This is a genomic window from Massilia sp. HP4 (assembly GCF_005222695.1).
Lineage (GTDB): Bacteria > Pseudomonadota > Gammaproteobacteria > Burkholderiales > Burkholderiaceae_D > Telluria.
In genome coordinates, this window is the sequence record NZ_STGG01000012.1 from 67,704 (window position 1) to 89,389 (window position 21,686).

At 69.3% G+C, this 21,686-nt stretch carries 12 protein-coding genes; 4 read left to right on the forward strand and 8 right to left on the reverse strand.

All coding sequences use genetic code 11. The annotated features are described in order from the left end of the window. Positions 1-36: 36 nt before the first annotated feature. On the reverse strand, positions 37-8,136 hold the full coding sequence (locus E8M83_RS05755) for a GH36-type glycosyl hydrolase domain-containing protein (protein WP_137172419.1): 8,100 nt from the start codon (positions 8,134-8,136) through the stop codon (positions 37-39). Positions 8,137-8,328: 192 nt separating this feature from the next. After that, on the reverse strand, positions 8,329-9,879 hold the full coding sequence (locus E8M83_RS05760) for an aminotransferase class V-fold PLP-dependent enzyme (RefSeq protein WP_137172420.1): 1,551 nt from the start codon (positions 9,877-9,879) through the stop codon (positions 8,329-8,331). 151 nt (positions 9,880-10,030) lie between these two features. On the opposite strand from E8M83_RS05760, the gene E8M83_RS05765 reads away from it, so the two are divergent. From E8M83_RS05765 to E8M83_RS05775, 3 genes are all read left to right on the forward strand, one after another. Then, complete coding sequence (locus E8M83_RS05765) at positions 10,031-10,516, forward strand: Lrp/AsnC family transcriptional regulator (RefSeq protein ID WP_137172421.1); 486 nt, start codon at positions 10,031-10,033, stop codon at positions 10,514-10,516. A 74-nt stretch (positions 10,517-10,590) separates the two neighbouring features. Beyond that, the gene (locus E8M83_RS05770; RefSeq protein WP_137172422.1) at positions 10,591-11,718 is read left to right on the forward strand and encodes a branched-chain amino acid ABC transporter substrate-binding protein; all 1,128 of its coding nucleotides are present in this window, start codon (positions 10,591-10,593) and stop codon (positions 11,716-11,718) included. 19 nt (positions 11,719-11,737) lie between these two features. Further along, complete coding sequence (locus E8M83_RS05775) at positions 11,738-13,549, forward strand: DUF885 family protein (protein ID WP_137172423.1); 1,812 nt, start codon at positions 11,738-11,740, stop codon at positions 13,547-13,549. On the opposite strand, the gene E8M83_RS05780 is transcribed toward E8M83_RS05775, so the two are convergent. Both E8M83_RS05780 and E8M83_RS05785 read right to left on the reverse strand, forming a co-directional pair. Beyond that, positions 13,550-14,152 (reverse strand): GDSL-type esterase/lipase family protein, encoded by a 603-nt coding sequence (locus E8M83_RS05780; RefSeq protein ID WP_137172424.1) that lies wholly within the window; start codon positions 14,150-14,152, stop codon positions 13,550-13,552. A gap of 27 nt (positions 14,153-14,179) precedes the next feature. Further along, complete coding sequence (locus E8M83_RS05785; protein ID WP_137172425.1) at positions 14,180-15,451, reverse strand: hypothetical protein; 1,272 nt, start codon at positions 15,449-15,451, stop codon at positions 14,180-14,182. A 234-nt stretch (positions 15,452-15,685) separates the two neighbouring features. On the opposite strand from E8M83_RS05785, the gene E8M83_RS05790 reads away from it, so the two are divergent. Beyond that, positions 15,686-16,732, forward strand: a complete 1,047-nt coding sequence (locus tag E8M83_RS05790; protein WP_170976707.1) for a YafY family protein — start codon at positions 15,686-15,688, stop codon at positions 16,730-16,732. On the opposite strand, the gene E8M83_RS05795 is transcribed toward E8M83_RS05790, so the two are convergent. From E8M83_RS05795 to E8M83_RS05810, 4 genes are read right to left on the reverse strand one after another with little or no spacing between them, the layout of a single operon-like run. Further along, positions 16,716-18,407 (reverse strand): M14 family zinc carboxypeptidase, encoded by a 1,692-nt coding sequence (locus tag E8M83_RS05795; protein WP_137172427.1) that lies wholly within the window; start codon positions 18,405-18,407, stop codon positions 16,716-16,718. The genes E8M83_RS05790 and E8M83_RS05795 overlap by 17 nt on opposite strands. A gap of 5 nt (positions 18,408-18,412) precedes the next feature. Beyond that, the gene (locus E8M83_RS05800) at positions 18,413-19,954 is read right to left on the reverse strand and encodes an ATP-binding protein (protein WP_137172428.1); all 1,542 of its coding nucleotides are present in this window, start codon (positions 19,952-19,954) and stop codon (positions 18,413-18,415) included. Further along, positions 19,951-20,898 (reverse strand): hypothetical protein, encoded by a 948-nt coding sequence (locus E8M83_RS05805; RefSeq protein WP_137172429.1) that lies wholly within the window; start codon positions 20,896-20,898, stop codon positions 19,951-19,953. The genes E8M83_RS05800 and E8M83_RS05805 overlap by 4 nt, the downstream gene beginning before the upstream one ends. Positions 20,899-20,902: 4 nt before the next feature. Beyond that, complete coding sequence (locus tag E8M83_RS05810; RefSeq protein WP_137172430.1) at positions 20,903-21,553, reverse strand: response regulator transcription factor; 651 nt, start codon at positions 21,551-21,553, stop codon at positions 20,903-20,905. Positions 21,554-21,686: the final 133 nt, after the last annotated feature.

Below are 21,686 nucleotides of genomic sequence, written 5' to 3' on the forward strand. Positions count from 1 at the left end.
TCGATATTGGTCTCGGCACCGGTGGGGTGACGACGTTCATGATTCTGTATCCTCTGCGTCGGGCGCGGCCGGCAGGGGCTCCGGCCCAGCCGAAAGGCGCAATTCCACCTTGTGGTCACGCCGGTCGTCCTGCAGTGCGAGGCTCCAGTCCGGACAGGGCTGGCCATCCAGCAGCATGATCTCTGGCCCGTCCGTGACCCGTACCGCGATCTCGTAGACCGCGCTGCGGTAGCGGTAGCGCAGGTCGACACCTTCCCAGCCCGGCGCCAGGCGCGGCCGCAGGTGCAGGCTATCCTCATGGCGCTCCACGCCCAGCAGCGCTTCGACCAGCAGCAGCCAGGTCCATGCTGCCGATGACGTGGTCCAGCCGCCGATGGCGCGCCCAGGATGCGGATCGACCGTGCGCAGGCCGCCACTCATCAGGTAGGGCGGGCCGTTGCCGCGCGCCGCCGGATCGAGCATCCGCGCCAGTTGCCAGGCGTGCTCGCCGTCGCCCAGCCGTGCAAGACCGGCCGCGGCCCAGGCCGTGGCGCGGTGGTCCTGGCCGGGACTCGACACCACGCGTTCGCTCCACGCTCCGTCCACCGGCGGATCGCAGCGCGGCACGGCGCCGTCGCTCGCCAGGCGCCGGGTCACCGCGCGCAGCGCCTGTTCGCCCTGCCGGGCGCCGGCTTCCAGCGCCCAACACTGGGTCGACAACTCGGCGCGGCAGGCAGGGTTGGCGATCGAGCCGAGCGCGGTGCTGCTGTCCAGCCAGGTCCAGCGATACCAGTCGCCGTCCCAGCCATGTTCCTCGCACTGCGCGCGTAGCGCCAGCGCGGCGCCGCGGCAGGTGGTGGCGAAGCCGAAGTCGCCGCGCCGTTCGGCCACCTCGGCGAAGCGCTGCAGCACCGTCGCCATGAAGAAGCCCAGGCGAACGCTCTCGACGCGCCCGGCGACGCCCTCTTCGTGCAGGCGCGCCGCTGCCGGCGGCAGGCCGCGCGGTCCGAAGCGCAGGCACCCGCGCAGGCCGTGCACGCAATACTGGTACAGGTCGTCGCGCTCTGTCGGGCGCACAGCCAGCAGCGCATGGTCTCCCGTCACCGCGAGGTAGCGCGTCAGCGCATAGGGCAGCCACAGGAAGTCCTCGACCGCGGAACCGGTCGTGAATTCGTGCGCGGCGCGCAGCAGGCCATCGCGCAGCAGTGCGGGCCGTGCGTGCACGCAGGCCAGGGCCGACTGCAGGCGCGTGGCGGTATCGCGCTCGCCCATCATGGCCGCGATGGCCTGGTACGGCAGCCAGCAGTTGACACGCAGGTCGAGCGCGGGATCGGGCGTGCGCACGGTGAGCGCGCCCAGCGTCATGTCCCACCAGTCGCACAGGCGCTGCCACGCGGCGGCGGCAGGCTGCGCTCCGCCATGGCGCTGCACGACGGCGCTGGCGTCCAGCGCGCCCGGGCCAGCCACGCCCAGCATGAACACCAGTTCGCAGCTGGCCCCCGGCTCCAGGACGACCGCCACCTGCAGCGCGGCGCAGGGATCGAATCCCGCGCCGGCGATGTCGGACAGGCTGCTGCGCTCCAGCGCCGCCGGGCGCGCGATGGTCCCCAGCGGGCCGATGAATTCCTGGCGGTCGCAGGTCGCGACGGCCTGCTCGGCGTCGACGTGGAAGAACGCGACCTGGTCCTGGAATCCCGCGCCGAAGGCGTTGCGGGCGAACAGCGCGCCGCTGGCGAGATCGCGGCCGGTCACCACCTGCAGGCCGGGTGGCGCTTGCCGGTCGTCCAGAAGCCACTCCACGTAGCCGGTCGCGCTCAGGCGGCGCGGCGCATCGCTGTCGTTGCGAAGGCGCAGGACGCTGTACTTGAGCGGCGCGTCCTGGGCCACGAAGCAGCGCAATTCGGAATGGACGCCGTGGGCGCGGTGTTCGAACACGCTGTAGCCGATGCCGTGGCGCGTCGTGTACTGCTCGGGCGACGGCGCCGGCCACGGCGTCGGCGACCACACGGCGCCGCTGTCCTCGTCGCGCAGGTAGAAAGCTTCGCCGCCCTGTGGCGCGATCGACTCCTCGTCGCCGGCCGTCAGGCGGGTGGTTCGCTGGCCGCTCCAGCTGACCGCATGGCCGCGCTCCGAGACGATGCTGCCGAAGGTCTCGTTGGCCAGCAGGTTGATCCAGGGCGCGGCAGGCGCCGCGTGTCCGGGCCCGCTGCGCACCACATATTCGCGGCCGTCCGGCGTGAAGCCGTCGCTGCCATCATCAAGCGCAGGAGGCTCGGCGGTCCACGCCGGCGTGGCGGGCACGAGCCGTGGCGCCGGCGCGCTGCTCGCGCGTTCGGCGCGGCGCAGCTGGTCGGCCAGGTCGCCGCGCTCGCTCGACAGCAGCACGCCCGCGACGGCGCGCAGCAGGATGCGGTCTTCGCGCGGCACTTCTTCTTTCAGGTGCAGGTGCAGGCCGCCCGGCTGGTCGAAACTGTCCGGATCGACCAGCGGCACGGCCAGGTGCATCAGCGCCTCGCGCGCCGCGCGGCTGTCGCACAGCACCAGCAGGTCGACCGCCAGGCCGTGCTTGCGCCAATAGCCGTGCGCCTGCAGCAGCTGGCGCGCCAGGCCCGTGCTTGGCCCGTCGCCCAGCTGGAACAGCAGCACCGGCAAGTCGCCCCCGATGCCATAAGGCTGCAAATCGGCCCGCCCGCGCAGATTGCGCGCGATGACGGCGGGAACGGCGCGCAGCGCCGGCAGCGGCTGCAGCAGGCAGCCGGCCAGGCGGTTGATCGACTGGGCGTCGGCCTCGCCAAGTTCGCCGCGGCGCAGCTCGGCCTGGGCCAGGGTCCAGGCGGCTTCGATCGCGTGGTCGACCGCGTGGCCCGCGCTGTAGCGCGCCGCCAGCTCGCGCGCCAGCGCGCGGCCGGAGGCTGCCCCCAGCACCAGGTCGACCGTGATCTCCTGCCCCGGCGTGAGGGTCACCGTGCGGCGCAGGGCGAGCAGCGCTTCGTCCGGCTCCGATTCCAGGCCGGGCAGCGCGCCGCCCTCTTGCACCGCCCGCGGCAGGTGCAGGTCATGACCGCGCCCGATGAAGCGCGCGCGGCTCGTTGAAACGCTCGGCTGGCCCGCCATGTCGCGCACCGTCATCCGGTGCACCAGCACGGGCGCGGCCGGCGCGGTCACGCACAGCAGGCTGTGGGCGGCGCCGTCGAACTCGATCCGGATGCCGCTCCGGCCGCCCTCTTCCAGCGGCGGTCCGGCCAACGCCACGCAACTGGTCAATTCCAGCGTACGCGCTTGCGGCGCGCGGTTGACGATGCGGATGCGGCGCAGCTCGACGTCATCGCCAGGGGCCACCACCGCGTCGGTGCGCATCTCGATGCCGTGGTCCACGCGGCGCAGGCTGGCCCGCCCCTCGGCCAGCACCGCCTCGGCTTCGCCGGGCGGCGGCGCGCCGGGCAGCACGACATTGGCCCAGGCGGCGCCGGAGGCCGTGTCGCGCACATGGCAGGCCAGGCCGGTCTCGCCGTGACCGGCGCGCGTCAGGCGCACGCCTTCCCAGCAGCTGACGGCGGCGCCGGTGCTGTCGACGGCCAGGTGGTAGCGGCCGTTCGACAGCAGCTGGATCTCGGGCAGCGGCGACGCCGCCGGCGCGAGCACGCGCGCGTAGGGCCGGGCCGCGGCAATGCCGTCGCTCGCCACGCCGGCCTCATAGCGCAGGGGCGGCTCGGCGCCGGCGCCAGGCGCCGCTTCGTGCAGCAGGCCGAGCGCGGCGCGCAGTTCAGGGTCGCGCTCGAAACGGCGCTGCATCGGCTCGCCCTGCAGGTGACGCGCCAGCGCCAGCAGGGTCGCGGCCTGGTGGCGCGCAAGTTGGGCCCGCACCACCGCCTGGCGTTCGCCCTGCGGCAGGCGTGCCGGCGCATAGTCGAGCGCCTCGTAGAAGCCGGTCTCGCCCAGCAGGCCCTGGTCCGCCATGCGGCGCAGGTTGGTCGCCGCCAGTGCCGGCGCCACGCCCAGCGCCAGCGCGGCGCCATGCGGCGCGGCGGCCAGGTCGTCGTCCGGGCGCCGGCGCAGGGCTGCGGCCGGCAAGCCAAAGCGCTCGATACGATAGCGCGCCGCCGCATCGACCGCGTTGCAGCCCGATTCCGTGTAGCCCCACAGCAGGCCCTTGCCCTTGGCGTGGGCGGCCTGCAGGCGCACCAGCGCCCCGCCGGCATCGTCCAGCAGGGTGTCGCGCCAGGACGGCATCAGCAGTTGCGGCCCCAGCAGATCGACCAGCGCGCCCGCGCGCGACAGCAGCAGGGCGCCGGCGCCCGTCATCCTCAGCGGGCGGCCAAGCGACCACCAGTGCTGCTGTGGCAGCTGGTCCTGGGCGATGGCGGCGAAGCTGGCCATGCGCGCCCCGGACGCCAGCAGGTCGCAACTGTCGCTGTCGAGCCGCTTGTCGCGCACCTGGTAGCCCGCGGCCAGCAGGCCGCTGGAAGGGTCGGCCAGCGCGCCGAAATTCATGCGCGCCGCTTCGCGCGCCTGCGCGGCCAGGGCCGCGATCCGGTCGATCCGCTCGTGCGCGCAGGCGCGGCCCGCCTCGACCAGCTGGGCCAGGCCCTCGTTGCCGGCCGGCGGCGCGAGCGCGGCCAGCTCGCGCAAGGTCGGGATCCGGGTCAGGCTGGCGTCGAGCACGTATTCCTGCACCGCGCGGGTCCAGGGCGCCAGCGCATGCAGGTCGTGCAGCTGGGCCTCGCACTGGCGCGCCAGGCGCGCGGTCCAGGCGCGCAGCGCGGGATCGGCGTCGAGCGCCAGGCCGGCGTCCAGCTCGGCCGCCTTGGCGGCGACCGTACGCAGGCAATCGGCCAGGCCCGGCAGGGTATCGGTGGCGCGGCAGCGTCCCGGCGCCAGCGCCGCATCGACCGCGTCCAGCGCCGGCAGCAGGCCGGGCGAGGCATGCTCGCGCACCACGGCCAGCGTGGTGCGGATGCCGTCCAGCGCGGCGCCGTCGACGATGGGCCGGTCCAGCAGTTCATCGCAACCGGCGGCGAAGGTGCGCAGCGCCAGCGCCAGGCCGCCGCTGGCCGCGGTGTCGACCCGGGCCGGTTCGATGGGGCCGAGCGTGGCGCCGTCGTACCATTCGAAGAAGTGGCCGTTCCAGCGCTCCAGCAGCGCCATCGACGCCAGGGCCGCCTCGACCCGCGCCAGCAGGGCGCCCAGCGGCAGGTAGCCGAAGTCGCGCGCGCCCAGGGTCGCCAGCAGGCCCAGGCCCATGGCGGCGGGCGACAGGCGGTCGTCGACCGTGTATTCGGCGTGTTCGAACACGGCTTCCGGCGCCAGGCCGTGGCGCCCTGCCCCGTGCTGCTCGAAGAAAGCCCAGCTGCGCCGCGCCAGGGTGCGCAGGAACTGGGTCTGCCCCTTCGCCAGGCGCCTGCCGCGCCGCGACGGCTGGCTGCTCCACCAGGCCAGCACCGGCGACAGGAACCACACCAGCAGCAGCGGCGCCGTCGCGAACAGCGCGTACGGGTTGGCGAAGGTCAGCAGCACGGCGACGCCGACCGCCAGCAGCGGTGCGAACCACATCGTGCGCCAGTTGTTTTCCATCGCGCTGCTGGCGCGCGCCAACGCCGGGGGCCGCAGCTCGAGCAGCTTGCGCCGGCTGACGTCGCGCCGCCACAGGCCGCGCACGACCGCATCGGCATCGACCCAGGCGGTATGCGGCAGGAAGGCCAGCGCCAGCGCGGCGCGCACCAGGGTCGGGCGCGCACTGCGCGCCCAGGCGTCCAGGTGCTGGCGCAGCGGGGCATCGACCGGGCGGCTTGCCAAGGCCGCCAGCATCTCCAGCAGCGCCGGCAGCCACACCGGCGCCAGGATGGCCACGCTCCAGAACACCGGCGCGGCCAGCAGGCTCCAGCTCAGCACCAGCAGGGCGATCGCGCCTGGCGCCACCAGGCTGCCGGCCAATTCGTCGAACAGGCGCCAGCGCACCTGCGCCGTGCGCAAGCCATCGGCGCCCGGCCCCAGCCGGCGCGCCTCCTGCCAGGCAGCGCGCACGGCGCGGTGGCGGCGCAGCACATGTTCGCCATAGCTCCCGGGATGCGCGGCTTCCAGGCGCAGGTCGGCCACGCCGGCGGCGCGCAGCCGGTCTTCCTCGAGCGTGCCGGGCTCGAACCGGCCCTCGTCGCACAGCTCGAGACCCATCGCGCGGCGCCAGGCGTCGACGTCGTAGATGGCGGCCCAGCCGTGGCCGGCATCTCGCCACAAACGCTGGTAGCGCATGGCGCGGCGATCCGGCAAGGCGGTCTTGAACCCGGGCAGCAGCATGGCATGCCCTTCCCGCACCCGGCCACTGTCATCCTGCAGCGGCCGGCAGAGCGGGTGCGCCATCGCCGCCACCAGGCTGCGCGCGGCGTCGCGCGGCAGCCCGGCGTCGGCATCGAGCGCGATCACATAGCGCATCTCGGCCGCCGCCCCGAGATTGCCGGCCGCGAGCAGGAAGCGTTCGCGCGCGCCGCACAGCCAGGCATTCAGGTCGGCCAGTTGGCCGCGCCGCCGTTCGCGGCCGATCCAGGCCTGCTGGTCCACGCTCCAGGTGCGCGGGCGCACCAGCAGCATGAAGGGACCGCGCTGTTCGTCGCCATGCTTGCGGTTCAGGGCGTCGATCGCGGCGCGCCCCCCGTCCAGCAGGCCGGCATCGAGCGGCAGCGTTTCTTGCGGCGCGTCGGGCAGGTCGAGCAGCAGGCAAAAGCGCAGGCGCGGATCGCGGTTGCCGAGATAGCGCACGTCGAGGTCTTCGCACAGCGCGGCGAGCTGCGCGGCGTCAAGCAACTGTGCCGACACGGCCACCACCGTGGGCGCATCGTGGGGAATGCCGGCAGTGACGTCGATGCGCGGCGTGGCCTGCGGGCGGGCGAGCCACTGCTGGGCCATGCCTGCCAGCGCGCGCGCCAGCCCGGCGGCGACCGGCAGCGCCAGGATGCCCATCAAGACCAGCAGCAGCGGACCCGCCCCGCCCTGCCAGGCGTGGACCAGGATCGCGGCCGTGAACAGTGAGGCCAGGGCCGCCGTCGCGGCGATCTGCATGCCGGTCGAGGCGCGCTGCAGGGCGGCGCGCAGGCGCTGCGCCCTGCCAGGCCCGCCACGCAGCCTGGCCTCGAGCGTCGCCAGTCCGGGCCCGGCGAGATAGTGACCGACGTGGCGAATCCGTGTATCGAGTCCACCTTCGCCCGGCGCGCGGTGGATGCCGGCCAGCGCGATGGCCTCTTGCGCCACCGCGGCCTCGCTCACGCCGAGGGTATCGGCCAGGCGCGCCACCGTGTGCCGATAGCGGTCGCGGGTGGCGCCGTCCATGCGCGCATAACTGCCGTCCGGATCGTCGCGCAGCAGCGCGTCGACCACGCCCAGGCGCTCGGCGAAGGCACGCCAGTCGACGCCGCCCAGCGCACGCAGGCTGGCCAGCGCGTTGCCGGCCGCGGTCGCGTCTTGCGCCTGTTCGCTGCGCTCGTCCTGCGCCAGCTGGGCGATGCTGCCCTCGCGGTCTGCCAGGCGCGCGTCGATCCAGTCCATCACATGGGACAGCGGCGCACCGCGGCCCTGCAGGCGGCGCGCCAGTTCGACCATGAAGGCGCCGTTATCGGCATCCAGGCCGCGCGCCATGTCGGCAAACAGCAGCACCAGGTCGCCGGGGCGGGCCTCGGCGGTGTCGAGCAAGCGCGCGGCCCAGGCGGCGGCCCGCTCGCGGCTGGCGCAGGCCTGCGCGGCGCGCGCGGCAAGAGCAGCCAGCCGGTCGATCAGCGCAAGGCGCAGCAGCGCCGGCATGGCGTCCAGTTCGGCGATGCGCAGCGGCGCGTTTTCCTGGCTGGTGGACAACAAGCCGGCCAGTTCATCGGTGTCGACCAGGCCATCGCCGCGTGCCACCGCATCGCATGCCAGTTCCCAGGCGCGCCCCGGGCCGACAGTGCGCGACTGCGCGCGCGCCAGCCGCAGCTGGGCGTCGAGCAGGTGGTAGCCATCGAGCAGGCGCACGCCGGCGGGCGGCAGCTCTACGCCGGTGCGCTTGGCGCGATCGAGCGCATCGCAGGAACGTGCGATGTTCTCCGCATGCGCGGCCAGTAGCGCCACCAGGGCGTTGGCGCCGGCGCCATGTGACGCATGCTGCCCGGAGGGCATCTTGTCGTTCTCAGCTTTCAAACGGGGACCTCGGGACACAGGCGTGCGCGGTGGACCGCCGCAAGACGGAGCCCCGGGGCGGATCAGGGCAGGAAACCCGGCAAACGATGCCGGGTGCGCACGGTTGACACCATGCTAGGGAAAGGCGGGACAGGTTACCGTGCGCTGGCGTACACACACCGCCTGCCGGGCCGGCAGGCGGTCGACAGGAGCCTAGACGGCGAGCGCGAGTCCGCCGGCCAGCGAGCAGGCGCGCGGATGGCCCAGCGCGCGCAGGGTGCGCGCGGCGCGGGCACTGCGGGCGCCGCTGCGGCATACGAACAGCAGCGGGCGGGCATCGGCGCCCAGCCAGGCGGCGGCATGTTCGGCCACCCGCGCCAGCGGTACATTGAGCGCCTGGCGGCCATGCAGCTCGAGCTGGCAGGCGACACTGTGCTCGCGCGCGTCGCGCACGTCGACCACGATCGCATCAGGATGCGCAGCCAGCCAACCGTGGGCCGCGATGGCGTCGAGCTCCATGCCTGCCTCCAGCGCCGCATCGGGTTTCACCGTCTCGAGACCGGCTGCCATCGACGCCGGCAGCGCCAGCGCCGCGCCGCACTGCGCGATGCGCTGGCACGCCAGCTCCAGCGCGGCATCGTCCAGCAGCGGTCCGATCGACAGGCGCACCGCGGACATGCTGCGCCAGGCCGGCAAGCCCATCGCATCGAGCACGTAGCTCGGCGCAGCCCTGGATGCGGCGCAGGCGGAACCGGCGCTCACGCGCATGCCGGCGGCGTCGAACAGATCGAGCAGCTCGGCGCTCGTGACGCCGGGGACCGAGAAATTGAGCGTGGTCGGCAGTGCATAGGCCGGCGCATTGAACACGACGCCGGGGAAGGCATGGGCCACGGCATCCGCCAGGCGCGCGTGGCAGGCCTGCAGCGCCTCGGTGCCGAGGAAGGTGTCGCCGCGCTCGAGCGCCTCGAGCACCGCGCCCAACGCCGCGATACCGCTCATGTTCTCGGTGCCCGAACGTGCGTTGTCTTCCTGGCCGCCGCCGCACATCAGCGGCGTGAACGGCGCGCCTTCACGCACGTACAGCATGCCGATGCCTTTCGGCGCATACAGCTTGTGGCCCGAGAACGGGGCGTAATCGATGCGGCTCGCGCCCAGCCCGAGCGGCAGCTTGCCCAGCGCCTGCACGCAATCGACCATCCACAGCGCCGGGCTGGTGGTATCGAGCAGCACCGCCGAGATGCCATCGAGGTCGGACACGACGCCGGTCTCGTTGTTGGCGGCCATGGTGCAGACGAAGGCGAGGCGCGGCGCCAGCGCGCGCAGCACGTCGAGCCGGTGGCGGCCATCGCCGTCGACCGGCAGCACGCGCAGTTCGAGCCCAAGGCCCAGCAGGCGGTTCCAGTGCGCCAGGCTTTCGGACACCGCCTTGTGTTCGGTGGCGCCGACCAGCACGATGTCTGCAAACCCTTCACCGCAGGCTTTGCCGCTTGCGCGCCGTTCGCGCACCGCGCACAGCGCCGACAGCACCGCGGTCTGGATGCCTTCGGTGGCGCCGCTATTGAACATCAGCCGCCCCTCCGGCGCGCCCACGACCCGCCGCGCACAGGCACGCACGCGCTCGCGCAGCGCCCGCGCGCGCAGGCCGGTCGCATGGCTGCTGCTCGGATTGCCGAAACAGTCCTGCATCGCGGCCATGGCGGCCGCCGCCGCGGCAGGCAGCACGGGCGAAGTCGCGTTGGCGTCGAGGTAGATGTCGGTGATCATGGATTAGCTGCCAAAAACATAAAAAAGGTGTCGCACAACACGTTATTGTCCAGTAATATGGTACGGAGTTATGTCGATCGAAACGTCCCAAATTTCTCGATTTGTGGGCAGTTAATAGAATAATTATTCTTATAATGACGCTTTGCGGAATATGAACTCACTCGACAAGTTTGATTGTGCGATTCTCGCCGCCTTGCAGGCGGATGCCACCCTCTCCATCTCGGGCCTGAGCGAAAAGGTCGGCCTGTCCAGCACACCCTGCTGGAAACGCGTGAAGCGCCTTGAAGAAGACGGCTATATCGAAAGCCGCGTCAGCATCGTCAACCGCCAGAAGGTCGGCCTGCCGGTGACGGTCTTCGTCAGCGTCAAGACCACCGAGCACGACGAAAAATGGCTGTCGCGCTTCGCCTCCGCCGTGATCGCCCTGCCCGAAGTGCTGGAATTCCACCGCATGAGCGGCGACGTCGACTACCTGCTCAAGGTCGTCACGACCGATATCGCCGGCTACGACCGCTTCTACAAGAAGCTGATCAAGACGGCGCGCCTGACCGGCGTATCGTCCGCCTTCTCGATGGAACAGATCAAGTCGACCACCGCCCTGCCGCTCGAACTGATCTCGCACGGCGTGCCGGCCTGAGTGCCCGCCGTGCTTTCGCGCGGCGTGCGATCGTGCGATGATGGCGGCCGTTGACATCAACGGAGACCAAGGGAATGCGATCGAAAATAAAGATGGCGCCGCTGGCGCTGGCGGCGCTGTTCGCCATGCAGGCAAGCGCCGCGGAACAAGTCGTGAAGGTCGGCGTGAGCGGCCCGCTGTCGGGTTCCAACGCCTTCGCCGGCAAGGACAATGAAAACGGCGTGCGCCTCGCCATCGAGGAACTCAACGCGCAAAAGATCCAGGTCGGCGGCAATGTGCTGCGCTTCGTGCTGCAGTCAGAGGACGACGCGGGCGACCCGAAACAGGGCGTGACCGTGGCCCAGAAATTCGCCGACGCCGGCGTCAAGTTCGTGCTCGGCCCGTACAACTCGGGCGTGGCGATTCCGGCTTCGCGCGTCTACAACGACAACGGCATCCTGATGTCGACCGTCGGCACCAATCCCAAGATCACGGCCGCCGGCTACCCGACGGTGTTCCGCATCGTGGCCAGCGATACCCAGGTGGGCGCCTCGGTCGCCGGCTATGCGGCCAAGGAACTCAGGGTCAAGAATGTCGGCGTGATCGACGACCGCACGGCGTTTGGCCAGGGCATCGCGACGGAATTCAAGCGCCAGGCGCAGCAGGCCGGCATCAAGGTCGCGGGCCACGAGTTCACCAACGACAAGGCGAGCGACTTCGCCGCCATCCTGACCTCGCTGCGCGCCAAGAAGGTGGACGCGATCTTCTTCGGCGGCTACGCTCCGCAGGGCGCGCCGATGGTGCGCCAGATGAAGCAGCTGGGCCTGAACGTGCCGCTGCTCGGCGGCGACACCCTGTGCAGCCCCGAGATGGCCAAGCTGGGCGGCGCCGCGGTCGGCGAAAACGTGCGCTGCGCGCAGGCCGGCGCCATCGTCGCCAAGCAGCCTGGCGGTCCGGCCTTCCTGGCCAGCTACAAGAAACGCTTCGGCCGCGATCCCGATGTGTACGCGCCATCGTTCTACGACCAGACCAAGTTCATCGCCCAGGCGATCGTCCAGGCCAAGTCGGTCGACGCCAAACAGGTCGGCGCCGCGATGCACACGATCGGCTACCAGGGCGTGGTCGGCACCTATGGCTACGACGCCAAGGGCAACCTCAAGAAAACGGCGGTCACGGTCTACACCTTCAAGAACGGCGCGTTGACGCCGCTGGCCAGCTACTGACCATCACAAGGACACGAACATGAAACAGGATTTCAGGCTCGGCGCGCTGGCAACGGCCGCCTTGCTCGCCTGCGCGCCGCTGCAGGCCGCGCCTGCGGCTGACACCGCGCCCACCAAGCAGAAAGTCGCCACCACCGAAGCCGGCAAGGCGATCAACAAGCTGGTCGACGACTACTACGAGGCCTATGCGCGCTTCGAGCCGGTGTGGGCGACCGAGAGCGGCGATGGCCGTTTCTTCGACCAGCTCGGCCTGTCGATCGCGCCCAGGAACCGCGAGACGCAGTTCGCGCTGTACCGCGGCTACCTGAAGCGCCTGGCCTCGATCCCGCGCGAGCGCCTGAATGCGCACGAGCAGGCCAGCTACGACATCGTCAAGTTCGAGCTCGAGACCGCCCTGCGCCTGGGCGCCTTCCCCGAGCACCTGCTGCCGCTGGACCAGATGTTCAGCATGCCGACCTTCATCGCCAACTACGCCGGGGGCGAAGGCGCGCAGCCATTCAAGACGCCGAAGGATTACCGGAACTACCTGAGCCGCCTGGACCAGATGGTGGCGTACATCGACCAGTCGATCGCGAACATGCGCGAGGGCGTCAAGCGCGGCATCGTGCATCCGCGCGAGCCGATGCAATCGCTGCTGCCGCAGCTCAAGCAGCTGGTGGCTGCCAAGCCGGACGACAGCATCTTCTACTCGCCGATCAAGAACCTGCCGGCCGGCTTTTCAAGCGCCGACAAGCGCAGCCTGACGGACACCTACCGCAAGACGATCGGCGACAAGCTCAATCCGGCCTTGACGCGCCTGGCGGATTATGTCGAGAAGGACTACCTGCCCAAGACCCGCAACACAGCCGGCTGGAACGCCCTGCCGAACGGCGCCGAGTGGTACAAGGCGCGCGTGGCGGCGATGACCACGACCGCCATGACGCCCGAGCAGATCCATGAGATCGGCCAGAAGGAAGTGGCGCGCATCCAGGGCGAATACGGCAAGATCGGCCCCAGGATGGGCTATACCGGCCCGGCCGCCGGCCTGCCGAAGTGGGTCTCGGAACAGCCGAAATACAAGCCCTTCACCTCGGACCAGCAAGTGATCGAGGTATTCCAGAAGCTCGACGCCCAGGTGCGCACCAAGCTGCCGGCCCTGTTCACCCTGATGCCGAAGGCGCCACTGGAAGTGCGCCTGGAGCCGGAACTGACGCGCGAGACCGCATCGGACCACTATTCGGCGCCGGCGGCCGACGGTTCGCGTCCGGGCGTGTTCTGGTCGGTGGTGAACGATCCGACCAAGTACGGCCGCACCGGCATGGTCACCCTGTACCTGCACGAGGGCCAGCCGGGCCACCACTTCCACATCGCGCTGCTGCAGGAACTGGGCCTGCCGAACTTCCGCAAATTCGGCGGCAACACCGCCTTCACCGAGGGCTGGGCACTGTACGCCGAGACCCTGGGCAAGGAGATGGGCCTGTTCGAGCAGCCCGAGGATTACTTCGGCCACCTGAACGACGAGATGCTGCGCGCCGCGCGCCTGGTGGTCGACACCGGCCTGCACAGCAAGGGCTGGAGCCGCGACCAGGGCATCAAGTACTTCCGCGATACGCTGGGCTACTCGGAACTGGAAGCGCGTGCCCAGATCGAGCGCTATATGGTGATGCCGGGCCAGGCGCTGGCGTACAAGATCGGTTCGCTGAAGATCATGGAACTGCGCCAGCGTGCGCAGGCGGCGCTGGGCGATAAATTCAGCCTGCCGAAGTTCCACGAGGTGGTCCTGGACGAAGGCACCCTGCCGCTGGCGGTGCTGGAGGCGAAGGTCGACCGCTGGATCGCCGCCTCGAAGTAATCACGCCGTCGCCAGCGCCGCCAGTGCCTGGGCGATCTTTTGTCCACCCTGGACGGAAGGTTCGATCGGCGAACAGGCGGCATAGTCCTGCGGCTCGGTGCACACCAGCCGCAGGTCGAGCAGCGGCAGGCCGCGCAATGCGGCCTCGCGCAGGATCACGTCATTGAACACCCCCAGCGCCACGCGCAGGCCGGCCGTCAGGCCGGGCACCGCCTCGTAGATGGTGGCCACGGCCAGCGGGAAACCGGTCGCCAGCACGGCGTCGAGCATGCGGCGGTAGGCGGCGCGAAAATCGCGCTGCCACGCCGCCAGCAGCTCCACCGCTTCCAGCACCGACGCCACCGGTCCGTGCATCGCCCCCAGCAATCCCAGCACGTCGTTGCCGCCGCAGCTGAGCACCAGCCGGGTCGGCGGCTCGGGCAGCGCCGCCAGGCCGGCCAGCTGGGCCGCCACGTCATCGAGTTCGCTGCCGTCGCGGGCCAGCAGGGTCACGCGGCCGTGCGGCGCCAGGCAGGCGCGCAGGTGGTCCGCAACCGCCATCCCGGCCGGGACGTAGGGCGCGTTGTCGAAGATCGAGTCGCCCAGCAGGACGATGTGGGTCATTGCTTGCTCCCGTTTTTTTCGAGGGTGTCAGTAGCCGTCCATGAACAGCACCATTTCGACGCCGCGCGTAGTCCATGGGCCCGCGCCGCCATCCGGCAACGGCATCTGCGGGTAGTCGCCGCGGTTGAGGATATCGCGGATCTCGCGTACCAGGGCGCTGCCGGCGATTTGTGCCGGCCAGCTGCGGTAGCCCGAGGGCCAGCGACTTGCGAATTGACGCGGGCGCGTGCCGCCCCGGCCCGGGACCGTGCCGATATCGGGGAACGCGCTGACCGGGGCAGCATTCCCGTCCAGGCGGCCGATGACAGCAGTGGCCACGCGGCTGTCCCAGATCACCTGCGGATGCCGCATGCCGTCGTCTTCGAGGTGCGCTGTCGCGAACGCCGCCACCTTGGTCCAGCCGCTGTTCATGTACGCCGTCGGGCTGCCGGCATTGCCCAGGGCGGACAGGAATACCTGCTCCACAGTCGCCGGCGTCACGGTATCGGGGTTTTGTGGAACGCCGCCCCAGGTGAAGATGTCGTGTGCGAGCGCGACCGCCATGCGTCCCTGTTCCTCGCTCCAGGCACGCTCGCGTTCCAGGATATCGGCCAGCACACTCGCCCGCTCGACCAGTTGCCCTACGATCGGGGAAGCACGCATGTAATTCCAGGCCGGCAGCGGCCAGAAATAGGCATTCAAACGCGCGTCCCAACCCGTTACCGGCGCGCCGAAGGCTTTTTTCCTGTACATGGGCTGGAAAGGCTCTTCATGAATCTGGCGTACGAGATTCTCAAGATGACCGCGTCGCCCCTCTGCCGGCGATCCGGCAGACGCGCGCTGCAGTTCGACGGCGGGTTCTTCTACCTGCGAATCAGGCAGCAGTACGATCGGCTCACCTTTCCACTCCAGGTCCGAGTCGATCCGTGCGCGCGCCGCGACCAGCGCTGCTTCCCGCGCGTCGCCAGCTGCATTCCAGATGTCGATTGCAGCCGGGGTCAGCCGAACCGCCATGGGATGGACGTCAAGCGGCTCGAACCAGGGAGCATTATGCGGATCGGCAAAGAAGGGGCCGGTAGCGTGCATGCTGTTCAAGACGCCAGAGGCCAGGCGCAGCATGGTCTCGAAGCTGCATGCCTTGAATGGATCTCCCGCCAGGTAGGTCGGCATCGCGCTGATCGTATGACCGCGCACCGCGTTTGCTTTCAACGGGTCAGCATGTTCCGGATGCCACTCGCTCATCAATTCATGCCACAAGGCGATGACCAGAAGCAGGTCGGCCTGTCGTTGGCCCTGGTGTACGAACTGAATATGCGGCATGGGTAATCTCCTGTTTGAACGCGCGAATTGCGGGATGCATCGGCAACTGGACATCATCGCCAAAATATTGCCAATTCACAATCTATGATGCATGATGGTCACGACAGTAAGTGACGCGATGAAAGGACGAGCATGCGTGTGGATTCCGGCAGCAAACCAGGGGGCGAGGCGCCCGCTGTGACGAAGAAGGCGGGCAAGAGCGGTGCGGAGAACACGCTGAGGCGCCGTCTGGCCTTGCTGGATTTGCTTCCCTACGGCGACCAGTCCGGCCTGTGTGCCAGGGTACTGACCGAAAAGCTGAACCGGGATCGCTATCCCTGCTGCAAGCGCACGGTCGAGCGCGACCTCGAGGAGATGGACTACCACCCGGTGTGGAGCGAGGTCGGCGTCGACATCGCGTGGACGCCCGATCCGATCCAGCCGAACACGCGCCTGTGGGCCCACAAGGGGCCGTGCAAGCCCTTGCTCCTGAACCGGGCGTCCGCCGAGGACGCGCTGCTGGTGGCCCTGATGGCGCAGGAACTGCAGCCCTTCCTGCCTCGCTCCGCCTCCAGCGTGCTGTCGGCCCACCAAGCGACATCCGACGACGTGCTGCGCCGGTCCGGTCGCACGGGCCACGGACGCTATCACGCCAAGGTGCGCAGCCTGGCCGACGGCCCGCTCATGCATCCGCCCGAGATCGACAATGAACATGTCCGCGAGATCAACGAAGCGCTGCTAAACGACGAACAGATCACGCTGCGCTACCGCGCCGCGAGCCGCGGCGTCGAGAACGACTATCGCCTGCACCCGGTCGGCATCGTCAAGAAGGGGTTATTCATCTGGCTGATCGCCTTCAAGGAAGAAGCGAACCGCCTGGTCGACGGCGCGCGGACCTTCCGCCTCGACCGCGTTGTCTCGGCCAGTCGCCGCCATCACGAATCGGTCGCATCAAAGCTGCCCGACCTCCAGACCGTGCTCGACAGCGGCGTGCTCGCCTACTTTCCCAAGGACCTGGTCGCGCTGACGCTACGCTCCAGGCCCTCCAGGGCAGGCGATGAACTCATCAACAACTACCGGGACACGCCGCTGAGCCGCGACCAGCGCATTACAAAGCTGGACGGCGGCTTCCTGCTGGAGGCGCAGGTGCGCGACACGCACGAGCTGTTGTGGATGCTGCAGGGCCAGGCGCACTTGCTGGAAGTGCTGGAGCCGCCCGCGCTGCGCCAGAAGGTGGAGCGCTTCGTCGCCATGGCGGCCGAGCACTACGCGCCGCAGGCAGACGTCAGCGCGCGATCATGAACACCGGATACCGGTTCCACTCCGGCTCGCGATAGCGCGCGCAGTTGGCGTAGATGAAGTCCAGCACCGCTTCCTGGCTGGCCAGCAGCCCTGGATTGGCAGCTTTCCACTCAGCGAACTTCGCGGCGAGTTCGGGCTCTTCATTCAGCAGCCTCTCGGCCTCGTCTTCGAACACATAATCCGAGTAGTGCTCTTTCTTCTCCAGCACGCTGTTGAAGAAGCCCCAGCGGAAGAAGCTGTCGTGCGCCAGCGGCTCGAGCGTCTCGACCGCATAGCGCGCCCGGTCCTGGTCCAGCGGCACGATATAGTCGCCGGCGCGCAGCAAGACCTGCCCGATGCGGCGCTCCAGCACCACGTCATCGTGGAACAGATGGCCTTCGTAGGCCGTCGGGCGCGAGGTCACCGAAGCAACCTGGTAATAGGCGGCTTCTTGCACACGGTCCGCGTCGATCCGCTCCATGCGCACGCCATTCCACTCCAGGCGCTCGATCGCTTCGCGCCACTGCTGCGGCACCACATACGCTTGCGGCGCCGGCACCGCGACGTCGACCGGGAAGCTGTTGTAATAGGCGATATCGCGTTCCCACGGGCTGCTGCGGTCGTAGTACAGGCGGGAGTAGTCGCCGATGGCGCTCTTCTTGTACTTGGCCTCATAGCCCTTGAAACGGAAGCTCGACGGATTGGCTTCGTCCATCTTCCAGCGCACCGGCCACTCGGCCTGCGTGCGGCCCTCTTCGCGCGCCATGCGGCGCAGCGCCTGGATCCGATCGGCGTTCTTCACGGTGAAGTCGAGCGCGACTTCGACCAGCGCCACCATCGACTCATAGCGGTCCTTGAACGGCTTGAGCATATGCGTTTCTGGCATGAAGCCGATCGTGTGGTGCAGCGCCGCGTAGCCGGTCGAGAAGCGCGCCGTCTCGAGGAATTCGGCGATGCCGTGGTCCGGACTGTCCTTGACCGGATTCACATACGGGCAGGTCGGCCAGCCGCGCGCATCCATGCCCGCGTACATCGCCGGCAGCATCTCGGCGCGGAGAAAATCGCCCAGGCCGCCGCCCAGCTTGTCGGCCTGGGTGTGGATCAGCGTCATCGTATAGCTGTAGTCGGCGCCGTTGGAGGTGTGGGTGTCGACCATCACGTCCGGATCCCAGCGCGTGAACAACTGGTTGAACACGCGCGCGGTCAGGGTGTCGCACTTGACGAAGTCGCGGTTCAGGTCCAGGTGGCGGCTGTTGCCACGAAAGCCGAACTGCTCCGGGCCGTCCTGGTTCACGCGCGAGGTGTCGGCGCGGTTGAAACTGCCGTCCACGTTGTACAGCGGGACGAACAGGAACACGGTCTGGCCCAGCGCAGCAAGCTTGGCGGGCTGCAGGCAGAAATCGCGCACGATCGCCATGCAGCCGTCGACGCCTTCCGGTTCGCCCGGGTGGATGCCGTTGTTGTTGAAGAAGACCGGCCGGCCCGCACGCTTGATCGCATCAAGCTCGAACACGCCGTCGCTGCTGACCACGCCCGCGTGGATCGGCACACCCGCATCCGACACGCCCACTTTTTCGAAGCGCAGCACGTCCGGATAGTCGGCGGCGAGCGATTCGTACCAGGCGATGCACTCGGCCCAGGTGGTGGTCTGGTTCAGGTTGCCCTTCTCGTAGGGCGTCAGCAATTCAATAGACATGGATCTTATCGTTGTGAGGTTGATGCTTCAGAAATCCCCGTCGGCACGGCTGGCGCCTGGACCGGCAGGTTGAGCGGCAGCGCGATCGCGACGTCGGTGCCTTCGCCCGGGCTGGAACGCACCTCGATCGTGCCGTGCAGCGCATAGGCGCGCTCGCGCATGCCGATGATGCCGATGCCTTCCGACGCGCTGGCGGTGTCGAAGCCGGCGCCGTCGTCGACCACGCGGATGCGCAGCATGCCCTTGCCTTCGTCGAGCAGCAGGCTGACGTGGGCCGAGCGCGCGGCCGCGTGCTTCATGACGTTGGACAGCGCCTCTTGCACGATGCGGTAGGCCGAGATCGCCAGCTCGTTCGACAGGCGCGCAAAGTCGCCCTCGCTGTGCAGGTCGAAGCGGCAGCCGGACGTGGTGTCGTAGTGGCGCACCATCTCTTCCACCGCGCCATGCAGGCCCAGCATGTCGAGCACTTCGGGGCGCAGGCGGCGCACCAGGCGCCGGCCGTTGGCGTACAGGTCGAGCGCCAGCTTGGTGATGGCTTCGGATTTGCGGCGGATCTCGTCGACTTCGGGGCCGGGCGGGGCCTTGGCCGCCAGCAGGCCGATCGACTGCGCCTCGAGGCGCGCCGCGATCAGGGAAGCATTGAGTTCGTCGTGGATCTCGACCGCGATGCTCTTCCTCTCGTCCTCGATGATCTCGTTGACCTTCTGGATGAGTTTACGCTTGTCGGCGTCGGCACGCAGCGCCTCGTTGCGCGAGGCCAGCAGGTCGCGCGTGCGCTCAGCCACTTTATTTTCGAGGTCGCGCTTGGATTCGTCGAGCGCCAGCGACATCTCTCCGATCGATGCCTGCAGCTCGCCGATCTCGCCGCCGGTGGTCACCGGCGGATGGACGCGGTAGTTGCCGCCCCGGATCTGGCGCAGGGTGCCGATCGCCTCGCGCAGCGGCACGATCAGCGAGCGCGCCAGCACCCAGGCCAGGATCCCGCTGGCGGCCAGCGCCAGCGCCGCCATCGACAGCTCGATCTGGAAGCGGTCGGTCTGCTTGGCCATCATGTTCGCCGGCGACATCGTCACCCGCACCCAGCCGACGACCTCCGTGGTGAGGGTGGGCGGGCGCGAATCGCTCGATGCCGACACGTGCGGCGTGCCGTTGTCCGAGAACAGGTTGATCCACACCACCTGCTTGCGGATCGGCGCTTCGTAGTAGTGGGCCTGGGCATCGCTGGCGGACTCGGACACCACCCGCACCGCGGCGCGTCCGCTGCCGTCGATCACGTCGACTTTATAGATGCTGCGGTCGGACTGCACCAGGCCGTTGATGGTCAGGCGCAGGTCGGACAGGTTGCCCGAGATGACGTTGTATTCGGACGTCTCGGCCAGCGCGCGCGCCAGGATGCGCCCGCGTTCGGCCAGTTCCTCGGCCACCTGGGCGCGGTGCGCATACCAGGAATACCAGACGAACGAAGTGAACAGCAGGATCACCGGCAGCATGGTGATGACGGCCATGCGCCGTCCGATCCCCCAGCCGCGCCAGAAACGCAGGTTCATTGCAGGGCCGGCGCGCGCCGCGCGAAGTTGCGCGCGGCGTCAGTCACGCGCAGGTCGAGCGAACTGGCCACGCCTTCGTTGATGATGGTGCGGAAGTAGCGCGGGAACTGCGGCGGATCGAGTTCGCCGGTGCGCACGAAGTCGGCGGCCAGCTCGGCCACCTGGGCGTTGATCTCCTCGATCTCGGAATAGGTGGTGGCCAGCGCGCCGACCTTGACCATGTCGGCCGAGAAGCCGATCACTCCCTGCTTGCGGCGGTAGGTCGAGAGCAGGATATTGCGCACGTTCTCGGCGTTGTAGATGTCGCTGTCGGGCAGCGCCAGCAGGGCCTCGGCGCGCGTCATGCTGCCCAGCGTGTGATTCAGGTCGTCGCCCGGGTCGTACATCTGGATCTCGGTGGCGTCGTTCAGCACCGGGCGCAGGAAGGCGGTATCGGGGCCCAGCAGCACGCCGACCCGCACCGGGCGGCCGTACAGCAGTTCGGCCAGGCGCATCTGGTCGTTCGGCGCCGGCTCGGCGTAGATGGCGGTCATGGCCATGCGGCGCGGCTTGGGCAGGCGCGCGGTCAGGGTGCGCCACACCTGGCTCGAGGTATAGGCCGAGATCACCACGCAATCGCAGCGGCGCGACAGCGCATCGCGCAGCGCGGTCGGACCGATCGCCACGTACAGCATGCGGCGCTTCTGCGCCAGCTCGGTGCGAAACGCCGCGAAGGTCGGCACCAGGCGCTTGTACAGGTCGTCGGCGATGCGGTGGGTGACGGCGCTGTCGTCGCCGGTCAGGATCTGGAAGCGGTAGCCCTGCGCTTCTTCGCGCTCGCGCTCGGCCTGCTGGGCAGCGTGGACGCTGCCGGCGGACAGCGCCAGCATGAAGGCAAGGACCAGCAGCGGCGCCAGCGCGGGGGCGCGCCTGCGGTGCCGCACTCGGCGCAGGAGGATGGCCATCGCGTCAGGGCTCGATCAGGCCATGCTTGACCGCCAGCAGGGTGATGCTGGCCTGGCGGTGCACGCCCAGCTTTTCCTTGATCGACTGGCTGATATTGCTGATGGTCTTGGTCGACAGGTCGAGGCGCTCCGCGATCTCGGCATTGGTCATGCCCTCGGCCATGAACTTGAAGATCTCGAGGCCGCGCTCGTCGAGCTGCGACTGCGGCGTGACTTCGCCGCGCACCGCCATGCTGGCCAGGCGCGAAGCGATATGCGGCAGGAAGTACAGCTTGCCCTCGTGGGCGTGGCGCACCGCGGTGGCCAGGTCGGCCGGGTCGCAGTCCTTGGTGACGAAGGCGTGGGCGCCCAGGCGGTAGGTTTCCTTGATCAGGCTGTCCTGGTCGAACTGGCTGAGGAAGACGATCTTGGCCGACGGGTCGGACTTGAGGATGGCCTGGGCCGCGTCCATGCCGGTCAGCTCGGTGCCGAAGCGCATGTCGAGCACGGCGACGTCGGGGTGCTCGGCCGCGTACAGGGCAGTCGCCTCGCTCGGGGTCTTGGCCTGCCCCACCACCTGCATGCCCGCCGCTTCCAGCGACATGGCGAAACCGGTCATGACGATCGGGTGGTCATCCGCGAGCATGATGCGGATGGGTTTGTTCTGTTCTGCCAATTTGATTCTCCTGGCGTATAGCCGGTGTGCTTTGCCAGTGGCTGGCGCTGCGGGAGCCGGGGCGACAAAGCCACGGCACAGTTGGGAATTATTTCATACAAGGGGCGGGAAAGCGAATGGAAAGGGGGAGGGA

Coding starts and splice junctions, on each gene's coding strand:
- E8M83_RS05760 (WP_137172420.1), bottom strand. CDS start 9,879: ATGATCACCGACATCTACCTCGACGCCAACGCGACTTCGCCCGTGCTG.
- E8M83_RS05765 (WP_137172421.1), top strand. CDS start 10,031: ATGAACTCACTCGACAAGTTTGATTGTGCGATTCTCGCCGCCTTGCAG.
- E8M83_RS05770 (WP_137172422.1), top strand. CDS start 10,591: ATGCGATCGAAAATAAAGATGGCGCCGCTGGCGCTGGCGGCGCTGTTC.
- E8M83_RS05775 (WP_137172423.1), top strand. CDS start 11,738: ATGAAACAGGATTTCAGGCTCGGCGCGCTGGCAACGGCCGCCTTGCTC.
- E8M83_RS05780 (WP_137172424.1), bottom strand. CDS start 14,152: ATGACCCACATCGTCCTGCTGGGCGACTCGATCTTCGACAACGCGCCC.
- E8M83_RS05785 (WP_137172425.1), bottom strand. CDS start 15,451: ATGCCGCATATTCAGTTCGTACACCAGGGCCAACGACAGGCCGACCTG.
- E8M83_RS05795 (WP_137172427.1), bottom strand. CDS start 18,407: ATGTCTATTGAATTGCTGACGCCCTACGAGAAGGGCAACCTGAACCAG.
- E8M83_RS05800 (WP_137172428.1), bottom strand. CDS start 19,954: ATGAACCTGCGTTTCTGGCGCGGCTGGGGGATCGGACGGCGCATGGCC.
- E8M83_RS05805 (WP_137172429.1), bottom strand. CDS start 20,898: ATGGCCATCCTCCTGCGCCGAGTGCGGCACCGCAGGCGCGCCCCCGCG.